At 36.0% G+C, this 24,987-nt stretch carries 18 protein-coding genes and 1 riboswitch; of the genes, 13 read left to right on the top strand and 5 right to left on the bottom strand.

Annotated elements, in window-relative coordinates:
- Positions 1-97: 97 nt before the first annotated feature.
- A complete protein-coding gene (locus tag ORI89_RS05815) occupies positions 98-769 on the top strand; it encodes an isochorismatase family cysteine hydrolase (protein WP_268229499.1) in 672 nt (223 codons plus the stop codon).
- A 49-nt stretch (positions 770-818) separates the two neighbouring features.
- Here the strand turns inward: ORI89_RS05815 and ORI89_RS05810 are convergent, their stop codons facing one another.
- Positions 819-1,343: an OsmC family protein gene (locus tag ORI89_RS05810; RefSeq protein ID WP_268229498.1), complete on the bottom strand. Its 525-nt coding sequence runs from the start codon at positions 1,341-1,343 to the stop codon at positions 819-821.
- Between the two features lie 216 nt (positions 1,344-1,559).
- Positions 1,560-1,664, bottom strand: a riboswitch (SAM riboswitch).
- A gap of 125 nt (positions 1,665-1,789) precedes the next feature.
- Positions 1,790-2,875: an endonuclease/exonuclease/phosphatase family protein gene (locus ORI89_RS05805; RefSeq protein WP_268229497.1), complete on the bottom strand. Its 1,086-nt coding sequence runs from the start codon at positions 2,873-2,875 to the stop codon at positions 1,790-1,792.
- 216 nt (positions 2,876-3,091) lie between these two features.
- Between ORI89_RS05805 and ORI89_RS05800 the strand changes: the two genes are divergently transcribed.
- Positions 3,092-3,598 (top strand): lipocalin family protein, encoded by a 507-nt coding sequence (locus tag ORI89_RS05800; protein ID WP_268229496.1) that lies wholly within the window; start codon positions 3,092-3,094, stop codon positions 3,596-3,598.
- A 184-nt stretch (positions 3,599-3,782) separates the two neighbouring features.
- On the top strand, positions 3,783-4,943 hold the full coding sequence (locus tag ORI89_RS05795; protein WP_268229495.1) for a TlpA family protein disulfide reductase: 1,161 nt from the start codon (positions 3,783-3,785) through the stop codon (positions 4,941-4,943).
- Positions 4,944-5,012: 69 nt separating this feature from the next.
- Here the strand turns inward: ORI89_RS05795 and ORI89_RS05790 are convergent, their stop codons facing one another.
- Complete coding sequence (locus ORI89_RS05790; protein ID WP_268229494.1) at positions 5,013-6,941, bottom strand: RagB/SusD family nutrient uptake outer membrane protein; 1,929 nt, start codon at positions 6,939-6,941, stop codon at positions 5,013-5,015.
- Between the two features lie 21 nt (positions 6,942-6,962).
- Positions 6,963-10,217: a SusC/RagA family TonB-linked outer membrane protein gene (locus ORI89_RS05785; protein ID WP_268229493.1), complete on the bottom strand. Its 3,255-nt coding sequence runs from the start codon at positions 10,215-10,217 to the stop codon at positions 6,963-6,965.
- Between the two features lie 853 nt (positions 10,218-11,070).
- Between ORI89_RS05785 and ORI89_RS05780 the strand changes: the two genes are divergently transcribed.
- From ORI89_RS05780 to ORI89_RS05735, 10 genes are all read left to right on the top strand, one after another.
- Complete coding sequence (locus ORI89_RS05780) at positions 11,071-12,048, top strand: FecR family protein (RefSeq protein ID WP_268229492.1); 978 nt, start codon at positions 11,071-11,073, stop codon at positions 12,046-12,048.
- Positions 12,049-12,236: 188 nt separating this feature from the next.
- Complete coding sequence (locus tag ORI89_RS05775; protein ID WP_268229491.1) at positions 12,237-15,695, top strand: TonB-dependent receptor; 3,459 nt, start codon at positions 12,237-12,239, stop codon at positions 15,693-15,695.
- Between the two features lie 15 nt (positions 15,696-15,710).
- Positions 15,711-17,657, top strand: coding sequence for a RagB/SusD family nutrient uptake outer membrane protein (locus tag ORI89_RS05770; RefSeq protein ID WP_268229490.1), 1,947 nt, complete (start codon positions 15,711-15,713; stop codon positions 17,655-17,657).
- Positions 17,658-17,693: 36 nt separating this feature from the next.
- Complete coding sequence (locus tag ORI89_RS05765) at positions 17,694-18,959, top strand: DUF4959 domain-containing protein (RefSeq protein WP_268229489.1); 1,266 nt, start codon at positions 17,694-17,696, stop codon at positions 18,957-18,959.
- Positions 18,960-18,987: 28 nt separating this feature from the next.
- The gene (locus tag ORI89_RS05760; protein WP_268229488.1) at positions 18,988-20,247 is read left to right on the top strand and encodes a DUF4998 domain-containing protein; all 1,260 of its coding nucleotides are present in this window, start codon (positions 18,988-18,990) and stop codon (positions 20,245-20,247) included.
- 110 nt (positions 20,248-20,357) lie between these two features.
- Entirely contained in the window at positions 20,358-21,443 is a 1,086-nt protein-coding gene (locus ORI89_RS05755; protein ID WP_268229487.1) for a DUF4855 domain-containing protein, read from the top strand.
- Between the two features lie 22 nt (positions 21,444-21,465).
- Positions 21,466-22,683: a ComEC/Rec2 family competence protein gene (locus tag ORI89_RS05750; protein WP_268229486.1), complete on the top strand. Its 1,218-nt coding sequence runs from the start codon at positions 21,466-21,468 to the stop codon at positions 22,681-22,683.
- Positions 22,684-22,872: 189 nt separating this feature from the next.
- Positions 22,873-23,463: an RNA polymerase sigma factor gene (locus tag ORI89_RS05745; RefSeq protein ID WP_268229485.1), complete on the top strand. Its 591-nt coding sequence runs from the start codon at positions 22,873-22,875 to the stop codon at positions 23,461-23,463.
- 106 nt (positions 23,464-23,569) lie between these two features.
- A complete protein-coding gene (locus tag ORI89_RS05740; RefSeq protein ID WP_268229484.1) occupies positions 23,570-23,743 on the top strand; it encodes a DUF5808 domain-containing protein in 174 nt (57 codons plus the stop codon).
- Positions 23,744-23,749: 6 nt separating this feature from the next.
- Positions 23,750-24,472 (top strand): 3-keto-disaccharide hydrolase, encoded by a 723-nt coding sequence (locus ORI89_RS05735; protein WP_268229483.1) that lies wholly within the window; start codon positions 23,750-23,752, stop codon positions 24,470-24,472.
- Positions 24,473-24,536: 64 nt separating this feature from the next.
- Here ORI89_RS05735 and ORI89_RS05730 read toward each other — a convergent pair whose 3' ends face one another.
- Entirely contained in the window at positions 24,537-24,779 is a 243-nt protein-coding gene (locus ORI89_RS05730; RefSeq protein WP_268229482.1) for a hypothetical protein, read from the bottom strand.
- Positions 24,780-24,987: the final 208 nt, after the last annotated feature.

Genomic DNA, 24,987 nt, shown 5'->3' with positions numbered 1-24,987 from the left:
AAATTGGGATTCCATAGGGGAGTTGAAAATCAAATCGAGCTGGCGAGCTCATGAAACAAATATGGAGTATTCATAAATTTTATTAAATAATACACACATGAAAAATATAATTTTAATAACTATTACCTGCTTAAATATGAGTTTTATGTACGGACAAACAAAAGATAGATCGGCGCTTATTCTTATTGAAACACAGAATGAGTGGATGCATACAAATGGGAAACTATATAATGCTTTGGTGGCCGATAAAGATATGATGAATAACTCCATCGCTAATATAGAAAAGGTATTAAATCATGCAAGAAAAAATAATATTTATGTTATCCACGTAGGTTTGCGCTTTGAAAAAGGCTATCCTGAATTAGCTTATGGAAAAAGCGGCCTACGGAAAGCTATTCCTAATGCTGGAACTTTTCCAATAGGCGAATTTGGTTCGCAGTTTTATGAGTCGGTAAAACCGATTGAGGGAGAATTTATAGTTACAGGTCGGGTAGGGGCAAGTGGTTTTACAGGGTCTAATCTTGATGTTTATTTACGTAATAACAAAATTGAAAACCTTTATTTAGTCGGCTATGCTACACATGTGTGTGTAGAGAGTACGTTGCGTGATGGGCACGAAAAGGGTTATAACACTTTTTTGATATCGGATGCAACAGCTGCATTTAATCAGTATCAGCAAGAGTATGTCTTAAATGAAATTGTTCACCATTTTGGTGAGCACCTGACAGCAGATGAATACGTATTTGAAGTAGAGGAAAAGGCACAATAAATTGTTTTAAGAGTCGGTTTCTGCTTAAAACCGACTCTTAATCTATCGATTAACCTACCAATTCATGCTTGTTTTTGATGGTTAATTTGCCTTCAACTTTTAGAGGTTTTGAGATTATATCTAAAACAGGACAAATGGCGTCAACTTGTTGCGCTAGTCTTTCAAGTTTTTCAGGGCTCTCATCAGAAACAATAATAGTTTCAAACTCAATTTTTTCATAACCAGGGCGTACATTGCTATCTAAACCTAAAAAGCCTTGTAGGTTTAGATCTCCTTTTGTTTTAACCGTTACACTCTCGAGTTGTATTCCCTTTAAAGAAGCTAATGCGCGGTATACAATAGCTTGACATGATCCTAATGACGCTAATACATATTCAACCGGATTAGGTGCACCATCTTTACCGCCTAGTAATTCAGGCTCATCAAATTTAAATTCAAATTGACGTACCGTACTTCTTACACTTACACCTTCTTCAAGGACCGAAGTGGCCTCAAAACTTACTTGTGCTTTATCTGCATCTTTTTTTAATTCTTGAATAAGAGTGCCTAATGATTGTTTTACAAATTCTGACATAAAAAATAATATATATTAAATGGATAATGAAATTCCAGATGTTTTGGAACTTTCGATTTAGTGCTACTATCCCATGATTGTATGGGACTTTTTTCTAAAAATCAGAGCTTAGCATACCGACATAAGCGAACGATAACAACAATATTTATTGTTAGTAGTTGCATGACAGTCTGATTCTTTGTAGAATGTTTTTGTGTTGATTTGCATGATGTCTTTTATTTATATTTTCCCCTTTATTGGGGACAGGAATTAGCACCGTTCAATTGCTTGATGGTTGCCAGCGGGTCATAGAGCCTGTCTCTCGCCACTTCTTTATAAATCAAGACTCTTTTTAGAGAGGTCTTTCTATTATTATAGTGCAAGTATAATAATTAAATTTTAAAAAGGAGCTTTTATTATTTTTTTGTTGAGAAAAGTACATCAAACATTGTATAATTTTCTTCCAGTTATTCAGAGGCTACTTGTTCTCTATTATCACTCTCTTCTTCTTTACCTTCCTCAATTAGTTCATCTACCTCCTTTTTTTGTTCTTCATCTAAGTCTTCTACAAACTCTTCTTGGTGATTAGATTGATAGTCAATATGAAAGGTGCAGCTTACGGGGAAATGATCAGAACCTACGGGGGGAAGTATTTTCAATGAATCTATATAAACATCAGGGCTATGAAAAAATAAGTCTAAAGGAATTTTAAAAAACCAATATTTTGCATGGAAAGTAGCTAAAATTCCTCTACCTATCCTTCCGTCTATTAGTTTGCTCGTTTTACTAAATAAAATTGAGCTTTTTGCCCAAGCTACGTTGTTGAAATCTCCAATAACGACTACAGGCAAAGCACTGTTGCGAACTTTTTTTGCGACACTGAGTAAGTCGCCATCGCGTTCTTTAGAAGTCTCTTCTTCTGTTGGGCTTGGTGGGGGTGGGTGGACTCCAAAGAAGAGAAACCTATGTCCGTCTTTTGTTTCAAGTTTAGCTTCTATACTCGGCACATCATCTGCAACAAAGTAATGGGTTTCAATATGGTTTACTTTTAGCTTTGTGTAGAAATGCATGCCGTACGTATTTTCTAAAGTTACCTTTTGTTGTATAGGGTAGTCTTCTTCCAGTTCTTTCATCGCCATTTCCCATTCACTGTTGCTTTCCATGGTGATAAATATATCTGGTTTTTCTATTCTAATGAGCTCTATGAAGCGATTAAACTCTCTATTAAACTGATACACATTACAAGAGATTATTTTTATTTTTTCTGATGCTGTTGGCGATTTTTTGATTTTTTGTGTTCTCCAAAACTTCGTATATCGGCTTAATATATAGGCATGATAAGCTATTAAAATAGTTTGTACACTTTGTAATAGCCAAAATAGCGTTCCTTTTTCCATTACTATAAAAAGAATAATAACCGTGGGAACCTGTAATACTAATATTTGCAATTTTAAAAACTCAGGTACACGAAACACCCAGTGTTGATGTTGGATAAAAGAAAGGGAGCTTAATAAAATGAGTAGTATAGATAAAGTAAGTAAGGTTGTAATCATAGTATGTATTTACCTTTAATAAATACAAATGAGCTGCGTTTTTTGTTTGTAAATCACACTACGAAACTATAATATTTCGCTCCATTGTTTCTCTAGTTTACTTTTTTTTATTTTGATGTTGTCAAACATTCCATTTTTGACATATTATAATTTTCACAAATTACCTGATAATCGGGATATTTCTCATCAAAGCTAAATATTACTTTTGTGTACGATATGAAACATTCAATTTTTATAATAATACCAATACTCTGCTGTTTGGTTTCTTTCAATAAAGCGATAGCTCAAAGTGTTGATCCCGAAAAATTATTAGGTGTTTGGAAACTGGAAAAATCAGGCTTTATAGATAATGCGGAAGTTGTTATCAAGCAATTTAATGATTGTAGGCTGTCTCAAAATTTTGTTTTTAAATCAGATGGTACTGTCGATCACACCTATTACGAAGGAGATTTAGATACATGTTACATAGGAAAAACGGAAAGCTATAAATGGCATATCCTAGAGGATACTCTTGTTTTAAGTAGCGGAGAATATTTTGGTTACTATGTATTGCAAATGATTAATAATGGGTCGTTTCGGATGCAAGCTGTGCAGACGGAAATAGAAAGTACGGGCGACGAAATCTTAGATAAAATGCTAAATACCGTTCATTTTGATGTTTATACCAAGCATAATGGTCCAGTATCCTGTGATCAGTGCAAATTGATTTTGAAGTTGAATTAGTTGTTTGTTAAAATTGTCGATTCGGTATTTATTGTGGTCCTCTTGCTATTAAAAACTGTAAAGAATGGAGCTTGTTAAAGCTGATATGGGGTGTTAAAATATGTTATTGAAAATAATATAATAAAGATTTAACCTAGTTTTATTAAGACGTTAATAGATTGATCTCATTTATATAAAATAACTTATGCTTTTTGCACGACCACAGTATACAGCTTTCTTAATCATCTTTCTTTTGGTTAATAATTTTCTATATGGGCAAGACTCAGTTAAAGTTCAAATGAATTTTCATGATATCGACAAAGATAAATTGGTTATCCACTTCGATGACGGTATCGTGCTAGAGCACATAGATTTAAAACAAGTGGATTTGTCCCTTACCTTTTGTAAACCTATTTATACCACTCATCCTGCGTTATCGGTCTCTTATGAGGGGAAAAATCATAAACGATTTTTAATGGATAGTGATAAAATAGTATTTGATTTTTTTCTGAACCAAGGTGAAACCGATAATGCTTTATATGTGGATAACGATCAAGATCTTATCGATGTCTACGATACTACTCTAAATACTATATATGGACAATTGCTCGAAAATCACGCTTCGGAACGTGCAAGTTTGAATGCTATTATGATAAAACATGGTCATGAGTTTAGAACTAATGACTCTATTAAATATGTGCTTAATGATTTGGTTAAAATTATGAATACCAAGTCAATGGATTTTCTTGTTCCATATGCGGAAGATTTTTTCTCATTTTATTATTTTAAAGATCAAATTCTCGGATTATCAGATTTTATAGAAGTTGACACTGAGCATTATATAGCGTTATTAAGATATTACAATAATACTTTTCCCGAACAGTTTAGGTCTACAGAAGAAGGACGTAAGATAGTTGCTTTTTTTAAACAAAAAATTTCCCCTGTGGTGCTGAAGGAGAATGAAGTGATTCCAAATTTAGATTTTTTGGATATTTATGGAACTCCAATTTTTCATAAAGATCAAAAAGAAGATTTTGTATTATTGGATTTTTGGGCGACTTGGTGCGCTCCATGCATCCAGCAGATTCCCGATATCAAAAGATTAAGGGATATGATCTCCACTGATAAACTTAAAATAGTCGGTATTTCTATTGACCGTGACTCAACAAGTTTTATCCAGGGTGTGAAAGAACACAATATGCATTGGGATCATAGTTTTGATAGAGGAGGGGTGTTAAGTGAAAGATTAGGCATTACCAGTATACCAAGAGTAGTTCTGTTAGATCGTAACGGAAAAATTCTTTACTATAAAACTGGAGGAAGACTTGATGTAACAAAAATAAATGCCATTCTTAAAGAAGAATAGCCGTCTTCACAAAAATTGTGAGACGGCTATCTAACTTAACTAATTACTGGGAAATTCTTTATAATACTTTTACCAGCCTGGGTTCTGTGTTAATGACGGTGTTTTCTTTATTTCGGCATCCATTATGGGAAATAAATAATGTTGTGGAGTGTTAAATACACGTGTTTCAACTAGAAATCTTTCCATTCTATATTTTTTATCACCAATCAAAATCTTTCCATTTGGGTCTTCAATTGGTCTCATGCCGTTAATCATACGCTGATTTTTTGGGTATGGGCCATGTCCTGCTTTCCAATAATTAATAGAGCGTTCATTTCCATTAGCTCCTGCTGTATTAAAGAGTTTTTCTTTGGCAGACTCTTCGTTGGAAGTAGGTTCTAAATATAAACGGAAGTCAAATGCTCTTCTATTTTCATAGAAAAACTCTACTCGGCGTTCGCGATAAATATAATCTCGCATAAGCTTTTGATTTCCCATTGTTTCGGGTGGCATTGGTGCCATAAACGAACGACTTCTCACCTGGTTCACTAAGTCGTATATTTCCTTATTGGGACCAGCCAATTCATTGACTGCTTCAGCGTATATATAAATAAAGTCTGGTAATCGCCACACAGGTGGAGCATTAATTGTTACACTCGAGTTTCTATTCCAATCTTCATGTAGAAATTTACGGAGATAGTAGCCAGTTCTTGTAGCATTTGATGCACCTATTGCATCACTTCCTGATGCAATGTTCAACGTAGAAGGTTTGTTACTACCATCCCTGAATGCTGCCCCATGAAATATAATATCTCTATAAAAACGCGGATCTCTTTTCACTGATAAATATGGGTTCCCGTCATCATAACCATCTTTTGCTGCGCGTTTATCATAAATAGGATATCCAAAACCATCCGGACCAATATATTCGTACTCGTCTACTTGTTCTTGAACAGGCTGTTGACGCGCTCCACCTCCCCGGCTGGGAGGATAAACATCGCCAAACCAACCATCCCATTTGTATTTAGTAAAGAATAGAACGTATTCCTCTTTAAAGGCCTCCATTTCATAGTACATTTGCCATAAGCGGGTGTTTACAGTAGAATTACTGGTGTTTTGGCCACCACTATCATTATAGTCCGAATTACTATATTTTTGATACAAGTTGTAACGTTTGGCACCAGTAGTCAATTTCATATCTAAGACTGCTTTCGCTGCATCTCTAGCTTTTTCCCATCTTTCTGGTTTTGCTGCACTATATTCAGATTCGAATTGGCGGTTTCCATCGTAGTTTTTTGCGGCGGCTCCATTCCATAATGGGGTTGCAGCCATCCATCTTACTGTAGCAATTAACCCCAAAGCGGATCCTTTGTCAACACGTGCAAAGTTTTGCCCTTGCCAGCGATCCGGTAATTTCTGATAGGCTTCCTCCGCATCTTTAACTATTTTTTCTACCACAGCATGGAATGATTCTTTTTCGAAATCCATATTATCTGTTGCCTTAATTACCCGATCAATGTAAGGTACTTCTCCATAAATACGAATCAACAGGTAATGAAAATAAGCACGCATAAATTGTATTTCACCTATTCGATAATTCAAGGATCCAGGTTCTAAAATATCATCTGGTGTGTTGTAGTTTTGGATACCTTCTAAGATAATATTTGTCCGTCTTATTCCGTCGTAAAGGGTATTCCAGAATTGACCGTTATCACCCGGTAAAGAATTTATATTCCAGTCGCCAGTATTGTATCGGTTTGTAATATTTCCTTCTACTGTTGATCCTTCAGCTTCATCTGTAATGGCTGCGCTAGAGAAATGATAAAACCATGATATTGGTTGATTGGAGTTTTTTGCTCTACTATACACGTCCGTCACCAACTCATTTACTTTGTTGAAGCGTGTAAAAACTTCATCTTCCCGAAGCTGATCGTCTGGTAATTTGTCTAAAAATTTCTCACAAGAACCTAAGGTCAAGCCGAGAAATATAAATTGTATTATGAATAATAATTTTCTCATGATTTTTGTACTTAATAGTCCCTAAAAATTAACATTTACTCCAAAGTTTACAGTCTTTAGTATTGGATACCAATATCCACTTGAGCTTCCTGTTTCCGGATCTATACTCATGTCTTTTAAACCTGACCATGTAAATAAATTCATTCCCTGTGCGTATGCGCGGACTTGGTTTAAGCCAATCTTTCTGATTAGGTTTTTTGGTAAGCTGTAACCTATCTCAATATTTTTTAGTCTTAAATATTTAGCGTCATAGAGGAATAAACTGCTATTAGAGTTTTTGTTGTTTTCATGGTTGCCGATATGTAAAGCAGGATATGTAGCAGTTTCAGCGGTTTCTGGCGTCCAACGATTTAGGTGTACAGGTCGTACAGCCCCGAGTTTATCTTGGTCGAAAGTAGGAAAGTCCCATACAGCACCATCTGTTAACTTCATTGAAGTTTTTAATGCGCCTTGGAATAATACGCTAAAATCAAAGTTTTTGTACTGGAAAGTCACAGGTAATCCAAATTGAATTTCTGGGCTTCTCGGATTTCCTGTTGCTTTACGATCCCCTAGGTCCGTAATTTTGCCATCTCCATCTAAATCTTTATATACAGCATCTCCAGGCATTAATTTCCCCCAAGGTTGATATTGTATTTCATTAAGATGGTCTGCTTCCGCCTGATCTTTTACAAAATGATCAAATTGGTAAAGAAAATGTTCATAAAGTCTTTTTCCTGTTTCTTGCCTGAACTCATGTTCTTTGGGTATTTCTTGTCTGTAAACCAGCTTGTTTCTTGCAAAAGCTATATTTGGTTTGACAAAGAAACGAACATTTTCTCCAATCATATCGGAATAACTTACTTCGACATCAATCCCTCTGTTTCTGACTTTACCAATGTTGATAGGAGGGGAGTTCTTACCTACAATCCATGGGAAACTGATATCTTTATTAGCATCAAGTACCGTAATGATATCGTATCTGTAATCTTCGAATAAATCGACAGAGAGGTTTAATTTATTTTTCATAAAGCCCATGTCGAGGCCTATATTTGTTTTTCTAGAAGTTTCCCAACGAATATCTTCATTACTTAGTCTACCCTCTCTTAAGCCACCACGATTATTATTGAAATTTTGCTCTCCAAAATCATAACCACTACCGTCTCCATAATAAGCGAGGTACAAGAAGCGCTCGTTGGATGTTTTATCATTCCCGACCAACCCCATCGAAGCACGCACTTTTAAGAAGCTTAGCCATTCTTTGGTATTGTCCATGAAACTTTCTTTACTTACCACCCAGCCTAATGCTCCTGCAGGAAAGAAACCATAGCGTTTTCCACGTTTAAAATTTTCCGAACCGTTATATCCAAAATTAAATTCTGTGAGGTATTTTTCATTATAGTTATAGGTAAACTGCCCTGTCATACCTTGGTAACGTATATCAACTTGCGCTTTCCCACCATCGTAAACAGATTGGTTCGACCTGTTAAAAAGAAGCATACCTGCCACATTGTGTTGCTCTAAGAAGGAACGCTGATAATTGATTTTGGCTTGTAAGAATGTTCTATTAAAAGGGTTACCTTGCGAAAAGCCATTGCCTAAAGTTTTATCCATATCATATTTGTTTCCTGTGTTATATGTACCTTCATACGTACGTGGATTCATGTATATATCGATACCTTCTGAAGGGACAAAAGTTGCATAACCTGGATATGTACGGTAGCCTTCGCTATATGTATCCACTTCACGCCTTAAAAATTGCTGTTCATTGGCATCATACGAGAAAACAGCATCTACTGATAGACCTTTGGTAATGAAGTCTAAATCCCAACCTGCCGCAAAACTACCTTCTAAATATGTTTTTTTCTCTGTGTGGTAACCCGATCTTGAAAGTTCTCCTAGAACATTAAAACGGTAAATCTGATTTCCAAAAAGCATACCTTGTGGGTTGTTCTCCATGTGTGCTAATGTGCTGGGATTGTCGTTTGGGGACACAATGATTGGCAAATAGGGAGGTTGTGTCATGCCCAGGGTCATTAATCTATTTGCGCTTGTTCCCGGAGATGTTCTATCTGTGATCCTGGCTCCTAAGTTGAGTTTTATCCATAAGTTTTTTGTAATATTAACATCAATGTTAGACCTGAAGTTATATCGTTTGAATTTAGCTGCTACACCATATCTGTCTAAATCAACATGATCATAGTTATTGGCTTGACCTAGATAGCCACCCATCACAAAATATTTAGCGATCTCATTACCTCCTCTTACGGATAAATTATATTCTTGCTGTGGAGCAGTACGGAAGATATAATCGAAATAATCCCAGTCATAACCCAAGCCATCAGAATTATCTCCCTTGGCTTTACGAAAATTACTAATTGATTCTTCAGAGAATAATTTTAGGTTAGCGATATCTCCACCATCTCTTCTGGCATCGTTGATGAGAGCTTCATTATATAACATTGCGTAGTCCGCTGACCCTAATAGTTTAGGAAGTTCTGTTGGGCTATTAAAACCAAAATTTGTTTTAAAATCTACTGTTGCTTTGTCTGCTGCCTGACCTCTTTTTGTTGTTACTACGATTACACCGTTAGCTCCTCTTATACCATAAGGTGCTGTAGAGGAAGCGTCTTTTAGAATGGATATTGTTTCGATTTCATCAGGCGCTAAGTATGACATATCGCGTTCTATACCGTCCACAATAACAATAGGCGATTGATCTCCGTACGTTGATTTTCCTCTGATAAATAACTCTGATCTATCGACACCGGGTTCGCCTCCTGCATATTGATTGGCAACTAAGCCTGGTAAACGTCCCGCTAGCATATTGTTAATGTTTGCAGAAGGGCTTTGTACTAAGTCTTTTGTTGTGATGGTGGATACCGAACCCACCACATTTTGTTTCTTTTGCATTGTATAACCAACAACAACGATATCATTCAATGCTTGAATATCCTCGACGAGTTGAATATTTACTTCATGCTCTCCAGTAAGGTCATGTTGTTGTGGCTGGAAGCCAACATACGAGAATGTTAATGTTGCCGTTGCATAGGGAACTTCTATTGTATATTGTCCGTTTTCGTCGGTGCGTGCTGACTTATTAGCTCCTTTTACTACGATGCTTACTCCTTCCATCGGAGTGTTTGTGCTGCTATTAATGACTTGTCCCTTAATAAAGATAGGTTGTTGTTTTTCACTATCTACAACAGAAGCATATAGATCTTTCTTATTTGTACTACCTGCAAAAGAAAGCGTCGGAAGTATACAAACGATTAATAAGAATAAATTTCTTTTCATAATTAGTGATTTTACATTTTTTTTAAATTCAGTTTAGTTAGATTGTTTTTTCTTTTCTTCATTTAGGTGGTTTTAAAATGTTCATAAATAATTGTTTACGGTTAGTGAAACTTGGTCCGTTCAAATATTTTCTTACCCTCTTTTCTTATTGAATTATTTTGAATTTGATAGTAGAATACTATTCCCAGTCTTTTAATAAGAGGTCGTAATTATTTTCAAACTTATAAGATCTTGTGTGTAAGAGTTGTTAATGAAATGATAACACTTTGTTAATAAGTAGTTAATAGATTGTTAATGACTTGTTAACAGGCAACCGATTGCTTTTTTTAAAGAGAAATAATTATTCTTTTTTTGAGAATGGGTTTAGTGTTATACGTAATATATTTGTATGTCTTATACGTGATATATCTCTAAGTATGGGATGGTGAACTAAGGCAGTAAATAGTTAGGTTTTTATTTTTCGTAAGCTTATATGAATGAATCTATAGTTGATAGAACGTGTGTAAGTTTTTTTGCTAAAAAACGCTATTCTGAAGCCTATTAATAACAGAGATGATCTTATTGTGATTTCTTATCAGTAAAATACTGATGCATATATTGAGAAGCTCTAAGGGAAATATCTTGTTGATATTAATAATTTAGTTTATCACAATTTTTGGCTACGTATTGCCCAATAGTTTCCCTTTTTTCCATTAGACTATATCTTTTAAAACTTTCTGATCATTTCTTTCAATCTTCTTATTCTAACATGTCATTAAGGTATTTTAGATAAAAAAGCAATTATTTAACAAAAGTTTAACATTTATTTAAAGGACATTCTGTTCCCTGCTGCGAGTTATAGGTAAAGAGCAAAATGAACAACAAGATAAAAGAACTTTTTAGACGCTATGAAATGGGTGAAGCTTCGGAGTCGGAAAAAAGATTGATTGAAGCTTGGTTTAAGCATCACGAACAAGAGCCCATTGAACTTGATAAGTTAGATAAACGTGCACTTAAGAAGCTGGATATTGAGGTAAATAAAATTTTCAATAGACAGTTTAGCATAGAGCAACCATGGTATAGAATTTTGAGAAAAAATCTGCTACCGTATGCGGCTATATTTATTGCATTCGTCATGATATGTTTAGTATTGTTTTTAATAAATACTTCCCAGAATAATGAAGATCTAATTTATGTGACAAAAACTAATGAAAGTGGCAAGCCATTGTGTTTTATTTTGCCTGATAGCTCAGAGGTTTATTTGGGTGCAGCTGGTAGTGTTCGCTATCCTGTAACGTTTGATAGAAAAGTACGTTCCGTTGATTTAATCGGTGAAGCTTTCTTTAAAGTTAAACGAAATGTTGAGAAGGAATTCATTGTGTCATCACAAGGTATACTCACGAAGGTTCTTGGAACATCATTTAAAGTAGAAGCTTTCGATAAAAATAATGTTAAAATTTCTGTAGCCACCGGCAAAGTTGGAATAGAGCGACGACTTAAGGGGAGAGAAGTATCTATCTCAACCCTGGCACCAGGAGAAGAATTGATATGGGATGGCGTGAATGAACGATCTGTTTTGAACAAAATAGATGTGTATATGCTCGAACAATGGCAGGGAGGCAGTTTAGTATTTGATGATCATGAATTATATGAAGTGTTTAACATTTTAGAAAGACGATTTGGAGTAAAGATTATTGTTACGGATGACAATTTAAAGAAAAAGAAGATAAGTACAATGTTTGGTGATAATGAGACACTTGATCAGGTTTTCGGTATAATCAGTAAAATCGGAAAGTTCACTTATACTACATCAGATGGTGTCAATTATCATATTTATAAAATAGGAGGCTGATGAAATAAACTACTATAAAAAACCATACATAAAAATACGCCCCCAATAGCATGGGGACGTTGAAAAAAGCCATATAATTGATACTTAGCTTGGCTTTACATAGATTTTTAGACCAAAATCAGATTATGATCTAAAAGATATGGAATTAAAACAAATACATTGAATCAAACCATATTAATCACAAACATATGCAAAAAGTAGTATACCTACTTCGCTTTTCACGACTTTTCCTGATGTTAGCTTTTGTGCTATTTGTGTTATGTAGCAAAATTTTCGCTCAGGATCTCAAGCAGAAAATAGCAGTTGAACTTATTGATACTTCAATTAAAGAAGCATTTGTTACACTGCATAAAAAGACAGGTTTTATTTTTTCTTACGGAGAGGATATTCAAAAATATAATACTGTAAAAGTTTCTCTGTCAGCGAAGGAAATTTCGGTGGAAGAGGCGCTAGATGCTATCCTCAAAAAAACGAATTTGAAATACACACGTCAAAACTCTCATTTTCTTATTGAGGAGAAGGCCGTTAAATCAACGAAAACACTTGTAAATACATCACAAACAAAGGGTAAAATTACTGGAAAGATAGAAGATAATAATGGTAAGCCAATAGCTGATGCAGCTCTTAAGATTCTCCAGACAGATTATGTAGGTAAGTCGGAAACCGATGGGAGTTTTACAATCAATATATCTCCAGGCACATATACGTTAGAAATAGGACATATATCATATATAACCCATAGAGAGGAAAATATTATCGTTAAAGATGATAAAGGTATTGATCTGTTCGTAGTGCTTCAAACAAGAAACGACAACCTCGATGAAGTGGTTGTGACGGCATGGGGTCGAGAACGAAAAAATACTGTTGTAGGTTCTGTGTCAACAGTGAGCCCAAAGGAATTGAGAGGACCGACCAGTAATCTGACTTCCATGCTTCAAGGGCGAGTTGCAGGGCTTATCAGTTATCAGACTTCGGGCGAGCCTGGGAGAGATAATGCTGAATTCTTTATCCGTGGTGTAGGTTCATTTGGGACAGGCAAAGTCAATCCCCTAATATTGATAAATGGTATAGAGTCAACAACTACAGAGTTAGCACGCATACAGCCAGATGATATTGAAGGTTTTTCGATCCTTAAAGATGCAACAGCCACCTCAATGTACGGTAGTAGAGGTGCTAATGGCGTAATTTTGATATCCACTAAAAGTGGGTTAGTTGGTAAAACAAAATTTAATATTCGTTATGAATCTTCTTTATCTACAAATGCGCAAGAGTATAATCTGGCTGATAATATCTCTTATATGGAGCTTGCTAACGAAGCTTCGTTAACTAGGGGAAAGCAGCGATTATATAGTTTCGATAAAATTGATAAAACGAAGGCAGGAGCTAATAGCCTATTATATCCAACTAATAACTGGCGTGATATCATGATTCGTGATTTTACACAGAATCATCGTGTTAATCTGAATGTTTCAGGTGGGAGTGATATCGCAAAATACTATTTATCGTCTTCCTATCGCTTTGATGATGGTATGTTAAAGACCCATAAGATTAATGATTTTGAAACGAATGTGCAGAGTCAGAGTTTGGAAATACGTTCTAACATTGATATCAAGCTTACCAGCTCCACAAATGCTACTGTCCGTATTAATGGTCTTTTTGATGGGTTAAATGGTCCGGCTGTAGGGACAGGATCTGATGTGTTTAAAAGTATGTTGAAAGCCAATCCTGTTATGTTTCCTGCGGTTTACGATCAAGGGTATCGCTCTTGGGTGCGCCACCCATTGTTCGGAAATGCTCGAATGTCAGCAAACTCAGAGTCTGAGACAGATTTGTTCTACAACCCTTATGCTAATGCTTTATCGGGATATAGTGAAGAAAATACGTCAAATTTTGTAGCACAGTTTGACCTTAGTCAGGATTTTGCTTTCCTCACTGACGGTTTAAAAGGTCAATTTATGGTTTATACTAAACGAAGTACTAGAAGTTCGCTCAGTAGGTCTGTTGTTCCTTTTTATTACACTGCTGTAGAAGATGAGTTAAATCGTGGACACGTAAAAGATATTGTTGCGCTTAATGAAAATTCTGGGCGTGAGTATTTAGGATACTCTGAAGGAGGCAAATCCGTTTGGAATGAAAACTGGATTCAGGGTTCACTGGCATACGAGAAAACATATAACAACGTTCACAATGTTGGTGGTACAGTATTAGGCTTTATTCGGGAGAAAAAGCTATCTAATGCGGGTAATCTTGAGCGTTCCTTGCCTCAACGTAATGTTAGTTTATCGGGTCGTTTGACATATGGGTACGACAACCGTTATATGGGCGAATTCAATTTTGGCTATAATGCTTCCGAACGTTTTGATAAACATAATAGATGGGGTTTTTTCCCATCTGTTGGTGTGGCATGGAATGTTGCCAATGAACCTTTTATGAAAAATGTAGACTTCTTGAATAAACTTAAGGTTCGTTTGTCTCATGGTCTCGTTGGTAATGATGAACTTACAAACTGGTTTGATTATGGAGAGGAACGGTTTTTCTACCTGAATATGATGAATATGGATGCGGGATCTATTGCCTTTGGGACAGATTATGGTAAGAAGTTTACAACGGTAGCTATATCTCGATATGGTAATCCAGGAGTTACCTGGGAGCGTGCAAACAAAACAAACCTAGCTTTCGAGATAGGTGTATTAAACGGGTTGAATGTAGAAGTCGACTTTTTTAAAGACAGGCGTAACAGTATCCTAATGATTAGAAACGATATTCCCACTACAATGGGGCTTCGTTCTGTTGTGCGGGCTAATGTTGGAGGGCTAGAGTCCCGTGGTTTTGAAACAGCAATCGATTACAACAAGAGTTTTGGTCCTGATTTATGGGCAACAGTACGCGGAACATTTACCTATTCTAGAAACAAAACAGTTATATATGAAGAACCTAATTATCCTGAAAATATTGCACATCGATCTAAAATAGGTTACCCTTGGAATACAATGTGGGGATATGTTGCTGAACGTTTATTTATCGATGAAGAAGATGTAGCTAACTCGCCTGAACAATTTGGGGATTATATGGCGGGAGATATTAAGTATCGGGATGTTAATGGCGATGGTGTCATCAACGATAATGATATGGTGCCCATGGGCTATCCAACACAGCCTGAGATCAACTACGGGTTTGGTTTTTCGTTAGGATATAAAGATTTTGATCTGAGTGCCTTTTTTTCAGGAATTGCGCGCGTATCATTCATGGTTGATGCAGCAAGTATTACGCCTTTTGTCAGAGAAGGAGGGTATGTGAACGGATTGCTGGACGTAGTATCAGCAAATCACTGGTCGGAAACCAATCGTGATCCTTATGCTTTCTTTCCAAGGCTATCAACTGAATTAATCACCAATAATAATCGTAATTCTAGTTGGTGGCTACGGGATGGTTCATTCTTTAAACTTGCATCTGTAGAATTGGGGTATCAACCCAAAGGTAAGTGGGTGAAAGAACGATTAAAGTTTGATGGGTTTAGGGTATATGCAAGCGGGTCTAACTTATTCAAGTTAAGTAAATTTAAATTATGGGACGCTGAAATGAAGGGTAATGGAATGGGATATCCTTTACAGCGTGTTGTGAATCTTGGTGTTCAAGTTAGTTTTTAACCTAAAAAAAATGCAATGAGTATAATCAATAAATATAAACCATTAAAGAAATATATGGAATCCATAAAGAAATGTGCTGTCGCTCTGTTCTTCATGATTACTGTAAGCGGTTGTAATAGTTATTTAGATATCTTGCCTGACAACATTGCCAATATCGACCACATCTTTGCTAACAGGAAGGAAGCTGAACGTTATGTCGCGACATTATATTCCTATGCGCCTGCTGTTCATCATGATAGTAGGAGGACATTAACCTTCTTAGGAGGTGATGATGTGTGGACTTACGATATTGGCAATAATTACGACCGCAGTCCTGGTATTCGAATTGCTAGGGGCGAACAAAATATAAATTCGCCATACGAGAATTTTTGGGATGGCGATATGTTTAAAGCTATTAGAGATTGCAACGTGTTTATTGAGGAAATGAGTAAAACGTCGCGGGTTCCGGAATTAGAGATGTCGCTTAGAAAACGCTGGTTGGCAGAAGCGAAATTTTTGAAGGCTTATTACCATTTTATTTTGTTCAGGATGTATGGCCCGATTCCCATCATTGATGTTAATCTTGATATTAGTTCTGACGTAAATGAAGTGTTGGTTTCGCGTGCTCCCGTAGATGAAGTTGTAAAATATATTTCAGGTTTATTGGATGAATCAGCAGCAGATCTGCCTGTAGTTATTCAGAATACTGCAGAAGAAGCTGGTCGTGTTACAAAAGCTGCTGCATATATGCTTAAAGCAAGGTTATGGGTGACAGCGGCAAGCCCTCTTTTTAATGGCAATCCCGATTATCAGGGATATGCAGATCATAGTGGTCAGTTGCTATTTTCCCAGCAGTATGAGGCAAATCAATGGCAGGAAGCAGTTAATGCCTGTGAACAAGCCTTAGAAAATATTTCGGGCGCAAAATTGTATTATTTTACAGAGGCTGTCGATATCCATGATCCCACTCGCTATCAGATGAATTTTCGTGGTGCGCTCACGGATCGTTTCAATACGGAGATAATATGGGGCAGATATATGGATAGTTATCAAAATATTGTTTTGCAGGCAGAAACATCTGTACCTCGCATGATTTCTGGCGGACGTAATCCATTTCAACATTCTGTTTTTTCTGTTTCAATGAATATGGTTGAACGTTTCTATACTGAAAATGGAGTGCCTATTGATGAAGATATAACCTGGAGGAATACCAATCGTTATGAAAGGCGTTATAATACATCGTCAACAGGTAGCGATCAGCGGTATAACCTTATTGAAGGGTATAGTACAGCTTTAATCAATCAACATCGTGAGAATAGGTTTTACGCCAGTCTGATGTTTGACGGTGCGGTTGTCTTCATGAAAAACACACTGAGTGATGAGGCTCCTCATAAGATTAGAGCGTTGTTTTACGATGAAAATGGTACAACCGGGCAGCAGGGCTGGAGTACAGTCACAGGCTATTGGATTCGTAAATTAATTAACTGGGAATATACACATAATCAAAGCGGTGCAAATACACGTACATATTCTTGGCCTGAAATGAGATTAGCTGATTTAAAATTGCTTTATGCAGAATCATTGAATGAAATGGGACGACCAGCTGAGGCTATCAATCAATTGGATGAAATACGAAAACGTTCCGGATTACAGGGGGTTGTTGCGTCTTGGGCACAGTTTTCATCGAATTCAGGAAAGCCCAATACCAAGGACGGGTTAAGGGAAATTATTCATCAAGAACGGGAGATTGAACTTGCGTTTGAAGGACATCGTTTATGGGATTTGAAGCGCTGGAAGAAAGCAGCAGACTTTTTAAATAAAGATGTAAGAGGCTGGAATTTTATTGGTAAGAATGCTGAAGAATATTATCAGGTAGGGAAAGTTTTTGAACAAAAGTTTGTAGCTCCACGAGACTATCTGTGGCCTATATCATTAAGTGCTTTGCTACGAAACCCGAAGCTTGTTCAGAATCCGGGTTGGTAATGAATCGTCCAAATTTGTCCAAACAAAAGAGAAATCATGTATAGATTAAATTATTATATCAATAATAAGCAGGCCTTATGTGCAATACAGGCTTCGAAATTTTTGCTCTGCTTTGTTTTATTGTTTTTTATTTTCGGTTGCAAAGAAGAGTTTAATAAACCGATAGAGGCTGGACAAGAAGTCCCGGGTATGGTACAAAATGTTCACGTAATCCCTACGCCTGGCGGTGCGGATTTAGTGTACGATTTGCCTTCAGATAGTCATCTTTCCTATGTAGAAGCTCTTGTAGAGATTTCGGATCATGAAAAATTGAATTTCAAATCCTCTTCCTACCGAGATACTATTAATATCACAGGATTAGCGAGTACCGCTTTGCAAGAAGTGAAATTGTATAGCGTAAGTAAATCAGGGGTAAGATCCGATCCCGTTATTGTACATATTGAACCCTTAACACCACCTTACCTACGTGTGTTTGAGACGATGACATTATCTAGCGGATTGGGGGGAGTCGATGTGCGTTTCGAAAATCAATCAGGTTCTGATTTAGCATTTTTTCTGGGAACTATTAATGATCAAGGTGAATTTGAAGAGCTAGATTCCCATTACACGAAAGATATTGATGGTCGTATTCTTTTTTGGGGGTATCCGCCTGAAGAAAAAAGATTTGGTGTCTATATTCGTGATCGATGGAATCATTATTCCGATACGAGTTATGCCGATATTAAACCGGTACTAGAGGTTATGTTGGATAAAAAGAAATTCAAAGGTGTAATGCTCATCAATGATACAGAGCAGTCAAATGATTATTATAATAATGCTGGCAATCTGTGGGATGGTATTTGGTCTGGTGCTTTTGAAAGTCCTTATAGTGGAAATGGAAATGATTGGAGACACTTAAGTGTGTATGGTACTCTTGATGAGCCCGGTACATTTACCATAGATTTAGGTCAGGTTGCTAATATCAGTCGGATCAGAATGAATCATTACTATCCATTTTCGCAATATGCACCAAAAAAATATGAAGTGTATGGGTTGGTTGATTATACGGAGAGTACACTTCCTATTGGTATGGGCGCTTGGCATAATTGGACATTACTTAGTGAAGTCGAGAATGTCAAGCCAAGCGATAGAGGAGGAGATGCAGGGGACGACAAAACAAGCTGGGAGGCAGGCGACATAATAACACTTAATCCCCCTTCACAGGCTATTCGATATATTCGTTTCAAAGTGAAAGAATCATGGGATGGGCGAGAAAATATATCGCTTGCAGAAGTTAGTGTTTTTGGTCAGCCGATAGAATAATTGTTAGCTATTTTAATAGAAAAATATTATGAAAAATATAATCAGGCTATATTGTATTATGGTTATGTTATCTTGCTTAGGAGCTTGTACAGATGCTATAGATCCTTTACAATTTGGTAATTCTGGCGAGGTAAGATACGCAGGCAAGGCTAAAGAAGCGTCTTATGCTGGCGGGGAAAATAGACTGAAAATTGAGTTCCTATTAGGTCCCGATCCTAATATCAGTAAAGCAATTGTTTTTTGGAATCTGCGTAAAGACTCTGTGTTGATTGAGATTGAAAGAGAAAATTTGCAAAACAATCGTGTCAGTACTATAATTGATAATCTTCCTGAGAATGTATATAATTTTGAGATATATACGTATGATAAATACGGTAATCGATCCGTTCCTGTTTATCTTACGGGAAGAACATTTGGTTCTCGGTATGCTACTATATTGAATAATCGTAAGATTGCGGATTACGAAGTTGTGGACGAGCGAGGAGATATTAAGATCTTGTGGGCAGATTCCGTCTTGTCTTCGTTCCAGACTAAGGTTGTCTATGAAAACAATATGGGGCAAGAAAAAACAGTAATAGTAGGCAATAAAGAGAATACAGTTCTATTGGAAGCAGTTAATACAGAACGTAATTTGAAGCTGATAACTCAATTTTTACCCGAATCTGCAGCATTGGATACCTTTCAGTCTATTGTTGATTTTGCTTTAGACCCATTAAAATTGGTTATGGAACTCCCGAAACCTTATGCCGCCTTTTTTGTAGATGGATTTGATCCCCCTAATAGTGGAGGTTTTTCTGTCTTATGGGATGGGCGCTGGGGTAAAACATTTAGTCAAACAGAAACATCTTGGGCTAGTGAAGCTGGATGGGGTTCGGTGACGGTATGGGACCCTACTTCCGATGGAACCGGAGATGCAACTTGGTTAACGTTAGATCTGGGGAGCTCAGTCCGTGTAGGAAGGTATCGTACAGGTCTATATTGGCCTTATTATGATTACTGTCCCATGAAAACAGAGCTTTGGGCATATACAGGTAAAGAGGCTCCACAAGCGAAAGATGGTTGGAATAATTGGGTGAAAATAGGGGAAGTAGATAATTCTTCATTCCTTAAAACGGAGGCAGATATGGTAAGAGAATATCCGAATGGGGATAATATTTATACGGATCCCGCTGCGGTTCCTTCGGCTCGTTATTATCGGGTCAAATGTATAGAAAATTGGAACTCAGATCCGAGGTATTCTAAAGTATCAATGTCGTTCTCAGAAGTTACTTTTTGGAAACTACCTTAAATTATTGTTTATGTGCTGCCTATTATTTGTAAAAATAGGTAGCACATAATATTGTTTTTCCTGTTCTGCCCCAATGAGTAAAATATTTTATATAAATTGAAAATAAAATTATGATAAGATTATTACTGCTTATTGCCCTATCGTTTACCTTTTATTCCTGTGCTAGTAAGCGATCGGCTCCACTAACAGCTATCGGATCGTATGCCGCTCCTCATAATATCTCAGATATGGTATTGATTTATGATGGTGGAGCTCATCGTGATCGATGGGATGAAGAACGTTTTCGCCCCTATGTTTATGCGCAGCATAAGAACGATGAAAAAGGAGATTGGCTGTTTGACGGTTTTCTTTTTTTAGAGATTTTTGATAGTGATCGTGTAGGTTTTGCTTCGGGCTATCGTCCTTTTTCTGCAAAGAAAGAAGATTGGCTGAAACTGTTAGATCATTATTTTGAAAAAGAGATGGGGCTTAATGCCCTTGATCAATGTATCGAGAACGCCAAAAAAATATGTGGAAAGCTGCCTTTCAAAAGGAAGATTGTGATGTCTTTACCTGAGCCCATTTCCCAACAGAAGGATTGGGGTAGTATTAATGGGGTTGCTCTTGATTTTTCTAAAGATGAAGATCGTATAAAAGCTTCGGAGTGGTTCATAGATCGCATTGTCGAGCGTTTTAAGAAAGAGCAATTATCTAATATTGAACTGGAAGGATTTTATTGGTTAGCAGAGGAGGCTACAAACACTCGGACATTTGTGAAAAATATCTCTGAATATCTGAAACGTGGACACCAATACTCTTTTTATTGGATTCCCTATTTTAAATCAGATGGATATGATACTTGGGAAACACTGGGATTCGATCGTGCTTATCTGCAACCGAATCATTTTTTTGATACAAATATTCCTGATTCTCGAATCGATGAAACATGTTTTATTGCTAAACAATACAACATGTCCCTTGAAATGGAGTTTGACGAGCGTATTGTTGAAAACGATGCTATGCGGGCACGTTTGTTTGCTTACATTGATGGATTCAAGCGGAATGATGTCTTTAAACAGACTGATATTGCCTATTACGTAGGCAGCGATGGTATGAATATACTTTGGAATGGTGATAAAAAGGATGTCGAATTGTACTATAATTTGACAGATATAATAGTAAAGAGGCAGCGCTCCAGAGAGTTAAGAAATAAGTGATATAATTATTATTTAAAATAAAATGAAGAAAATATCTACAAAGCTGGGTTTATATATATTATTTGTGTTTTTTGGACAATTTCATTTATTTGGCCAAAGTGATTTAAAAAAGAATAAATTACCAGATTGGCAACCTGGGTATTTAGATATTCATCAGATAGCAACAGGGAGGGGGAATGCCGCATTATGGATATTGCCAGATGCTACTACTATGGTAGTGGATGTAGGTGACCTGGGAGATACAAGTAATTTTAGCTATCCTATTATGCCTTTATTACCTAATAAAAGTAAAACTGTCGACGAGTGGATAATTCGTTATATTAATCATTTTACGGCTTCTCTCGGTAAAAAAAATGAAGTCGATTATATGTTTCTGACCCATCATCACGATGACCATGATGGAGCTTTCGAGCGAGTTTCTGAGAGCATGAAGATCAGTAGACTTGTTGATCGTAGCTGGCCTTCATACGATTATCCTTCGCGCGTTCATATTGCTAAGGCTCGGCCAAACTTGGATAATTATATTGATGCAGTAAAACGTGTTGCGAGTAATGGAACGAAAGTCTCTGCGTTTCATCCTGGTAGAAAGCAGTTTAAGTTATTGAATCAACCCAATAGATATCGTCATTTTGAGATACGAAATATTTCTGGAAGTGGAAAGATATGGACTGGGAAAGGGACAAAAGTCCGTAATTTGTTTCCTGAGCTTCACACAATAAATGAAAATGATTATCCCGACGAAAATATGGTAAGCTCCACATTATTGGTTCAGTATGGGAAATTCCGATATTTTGCAGGAGCTGATATTACTGGTTTAACTTGGGCTGAAGCTCCTTATAATAGAGATGTAGAAACTCCGGTAGGAAATATTGTTGGTTTAGTCGATGTTGCTTTAATGAATCATCATGGTTACTCGGATAGCCATAACAGAAATTATTTGGCTTCATTGCAACCTCGTGTATTTGTTAATCCTGTTTGGGATTTCTTTCATCCTCAACCCGAGATATTGTCGAGAATACTTGATCAAGAAATTTTTCCTGGAGAACGTCTCATTTTTGCAACGGGAATGGTGGCGGGGAACGTTGAACGTCTTGGGAAATTGGCAGAAAACATACATAAGGGACATATTGTTTTGCGTGTATATCCAGAAGGAGAAAAGTACCAAATTTTTGTGCTTGATTCTAGTAGTTTAGATTATCCGGTGATTTACCAAACTCAGATTCTAAAAGCGGGCAGATGATACTTATTGTAGATGGTATAAGTTTGACAGCGAAGTTTAGTTTTAATAACGTGTTATTGTGTTTGATGGGAAGATATGTAAGTTGCTGTAACCTTGCTTGTATTGTCTTTTTTACATTATAATGACGTTAATAATATAATATTATATTAACATTAAGCTACTAACTAATAGCTACCTTTATCCTAAATAATGAATAAAAAATGTCTAAAAATATCGGAGCTATTTGAACTAATGAGCGATGATAATGCTGAAGCTTTTAAAGAATTATATGCAAGATATAAGGAAGCTGTTTTTATTTCGGTAAAACGTAGAGTACCTGATGCGGAAGAAGCACGAGATGTGACACAAGAGGTCTTTATATATTTGTGGGATAATCGTAGAAAGCTAAAGCAACTAGAACATTTTGAAAGTTGGCTTTACGCCATTATTCGTAATAAAGTTATTTCTGCTTATCGTAAACATAGTATCCGTGTTCGGAATGAACAGTTGCTAGCTAATTTGGTTGAACATTTAGAATGGGATTCTGAGACTATGGTAATAGCCAAGGAATTGGAGGGAAAGATTGCTGATATTATTTCCACTATGCCTGAAACTATGCAAAATTGCTATAGATTGAGCAAGAAAGAAGGTTTAGATAATCACGAGATCGCCAAGTTGCTCAATGTATCGGAGAAAACAGTGAGAAATAATAAGTATGAAGTATCAAAAAAATTGAAAACAACATTGAGTTCTCATTATCCTGAGTTTCTAGTTTTATTATCAGTTTTGGATAACTTTTAATAATCGATTTTGATTTTGCTTATCAAAGCGGCACTTCATCTTTTTTTTGTTTTATTGTGTTTGTAATTAGTATATTAGAGTGCGAACTGTTTAAATCTCTACTGTTATGAAAAGTAATTTTTATTTTGGTGTATTCTATTATAATCCTGATGATCCACTTTTTTTTGTTAGAAAGCAAAACAATTTGGGCTGGACTGTTAATTTTGGGCATTGGAAGAAAATGCTTTTCTTCTTAATAGCCTTATTGTTATTAATCTATTTATATAATTCGTTAATATAACCCGCCATGAAGAATTACTCATTATATTTTTTTATTTTCTTACTGTTTGCTTTTTATGGTAATACAACCTATGCTCAAATAAATTATAATGAGGTGTTTAAACAGTCGGGATGGAAGGTTTTATTTGACGGTAAAAATCTTGATAAGTGGCAGACAGCCAAAGAACATGATGTTCCTAAAGAGGGGTGGCGCATAGAAGGTGAAAATCTGATTTTAGCTTCTGCAGGGGGAGATTTAGTTACAAAACAGATGTATGGTAATTTTGCGCTCAAATTTGATTTTATGTTGGATTCTGCTTCCAATTCTGGAGTTAAATATTTTGTAGATTATTTAAAAAGTAATGACAGCAATAAAAAAAGTATTGTGGGAATCGAGTACCAGCTGATTGATGATTATAATTATCCAGGACCAGCACAGGATAAAGTTGCAAATGGATTGACTGCCGCTGCTTATTTATTGTATGAGCCAGCTACGGATAAAAAGTTTTGGGGGCACGGGCAGTGGTGCACAGGCATGATTATTTCTAAAGACGGTATGGTTGAGCACTGGCTTAATGGGGAAAAAGTTTTAGTCTTTGATAGGAAAAGCTCTGAATTTAAAGATCGGGTCAATGAAACAAAGTTTAAACACTTTCCACAATATGGACAAATTGATAAAGGTTATATTATGCTGCAAGATCATCATGATGTTATAACTTTTAGAAATATCCTTATTAAAGAATTAGATTAGCTCGGTTATACCTTTACTACTCTATTCATATTAAATCAATCGGAGGGGCTTTAAAAGTTTTTTTTTATTTCCCAGTATACAGCTCTTTAAAGTAAACTATCGATTTCAAGGGGTAATAGTATTCCTTACTTCCTTTTTTAACAATGCCTAAGTCTGCTAATCTTTTTGTGTCAATAATGTACCTGTACAATACAAATAGCGCTAACGCTAAAGTAAACAGTAAGGAGTTTTTACTTAATGATACGATAAAGAGTATAATAGCCGGTATTATTATTGCCCATAAATAATATACGAATGTGTTTTTCATATCATTTAAGTTTTGTTTATAACATATAACATACATAATAATTTATCTATTAAAGAAAAATATAGAAGTGCAACTGTGCAATTCTTATACTGGTTATTTATTTAATGATAGCTTCATTAACAATTATAATATTACTCAATTCATTGTGGTATTACAAAAATAATTTATGTTGAATTTTTATATTTAGTGTGAGAGATCGTACGTTTAG

Origin of the sequence: Sphingobacterium sp. UT-1RO-CII-1 (genome assembly GCF_026711005.1) — a bacterium.
Lineage (GTDB): Bacteria > Bacteroidota > Bacteroidia > Sphingobacteriales > Sphingobacteriaceae > Sphingobacterium.
Note: the sequence above shows the minus strand (reverse complement) of the source record. Positions and strands in the feature narration are given on the sequence as shown.

Excerpts from the sequence above, each read along its gene's own strand:
- ORI89_RS05815 (WP_268229499.1), top strand. The coding sequence starts at position 98 with ATGAAAAATATAATTTTAATAACTATTACCTGCTTAAATATGAGTTTT.
- ORI89_RS05810 (WP_268229498.1), bottom strand. The coding sequence starts at position 1,343 with ATGTCAGAATTTGTAAAACAATCATTAGGCACTCTTATTCAAGAATTA.
- ORI89_RS05805 (WP_268229497.1), bottom strand. The coding sequence starts at position 2,875 with ATGATTACAACCTTACTTACTTTATCTATACTACTCATTTTATTAAGC.
- ORI89_RS05800 (WP_268229496.1), top strand. The coding sequence starts at position 3,092 with ATGAAACATTCAATTTTTATAATAATACCAATACTCTGCTGTTTGGTT.
- ORI89_RS05795 (WP_268229495.1), top strand. The coding sequence starts at position 3,783 with ATGCTTTTTGCACGACCACAGTATACAGCTTTCTTAATCATCTTTCTT.
- ORI89_RS05790 (WP_268229494.1), bottom strand. The coding sequence starts at position 6,941 with ATGAGAAAATTATTATTCATAATACAATTTATATTTCTCGGCTTGACC.
- ORI89_RS05785 (WP_268229493.1), bottom strand. The coding sequence starts at position 10,217 with ATGAAAAGAAATTTATTCTTATTAATCGTTTGTATACTTCCGACGCTT.
- ORI89_RS05780 (WP_268229492.1), top strand. The coding sequence starts at position 11,071 with ATGAACAACAAGATAAAAGAACTTTTTAGACGCTATGAAATGGGTGAA.
- ORI89_RS05775 (WP_268229491.1), top strand. The coding sequence starts at position 12,237 with ATGCAAAAAGTAGTATACCTACTTCGCTTTTCACGACTTTTCCTGATG.
- ORI89_RS05770 (WP_268229490.1), top strand. The coding sequence starts at position 15,711 with ATGAGTATAATCAATAAATATAAACCATTAAAGAAATATATGGAATCC.
- ORI89_RS05765 (WP_268229489.1), top strand. The coding sequence starts at position 17,694 with ATGTATAGATTAAATTATTATATCAATAATAAGCAGGCCTTATGTGCA.
- ORI89_RS05760 (WP_268229488.1), top strand. The coding sequence starts at position 18,988 with ATGAAAAATATAATCAGGCTATATTGTATTATGGTTATGTTATCTTGC.
- ORI89_RS05755 (WP_268229487.1), top strand. The coding sequence starts at position 20,358 with ATGATAAGATTATTACTGCTTATTGCCCTATCGTTTACCTTTTATTCC.
- ORI89_RS05750 (WP_268229486.1), top strand. The coding sequence starts at position 21,466 with ATGAAGAAAATATCTACAAAGCTGGGTTTATATATATTATTTGTGTTT.
- ORI89_RS05745 (WP_268229485.1), top strand. The coding sequence starts at position 22,873 with ATGAATAAAAAATGTCTAAAAATATCGGAGCTATTTGAACTAATGAGC.
- ORI89_RS05740 (WP_268229484.1), top strand. The coding sequence starts at position 23,570 with ATGAAAAGTAATTTTTATTTTGGTGTATTCTATTATAATCCTGATGAT.
- ORI89_RS05735 (WP_268229483.1), top strand. The coding sequence starts at position 23,750 with ATGAAGAATTACTCATTATATTTTTTTATTTTCTTACTGTTTGCTTTT.
- ORI89_RS05730 (WP_268229482.1), bottom strand. The coding sequence starts at position 24,779 with ATGAAAAACACATTCGTATATTATTTATGGGCAATAATAATACCGGCT.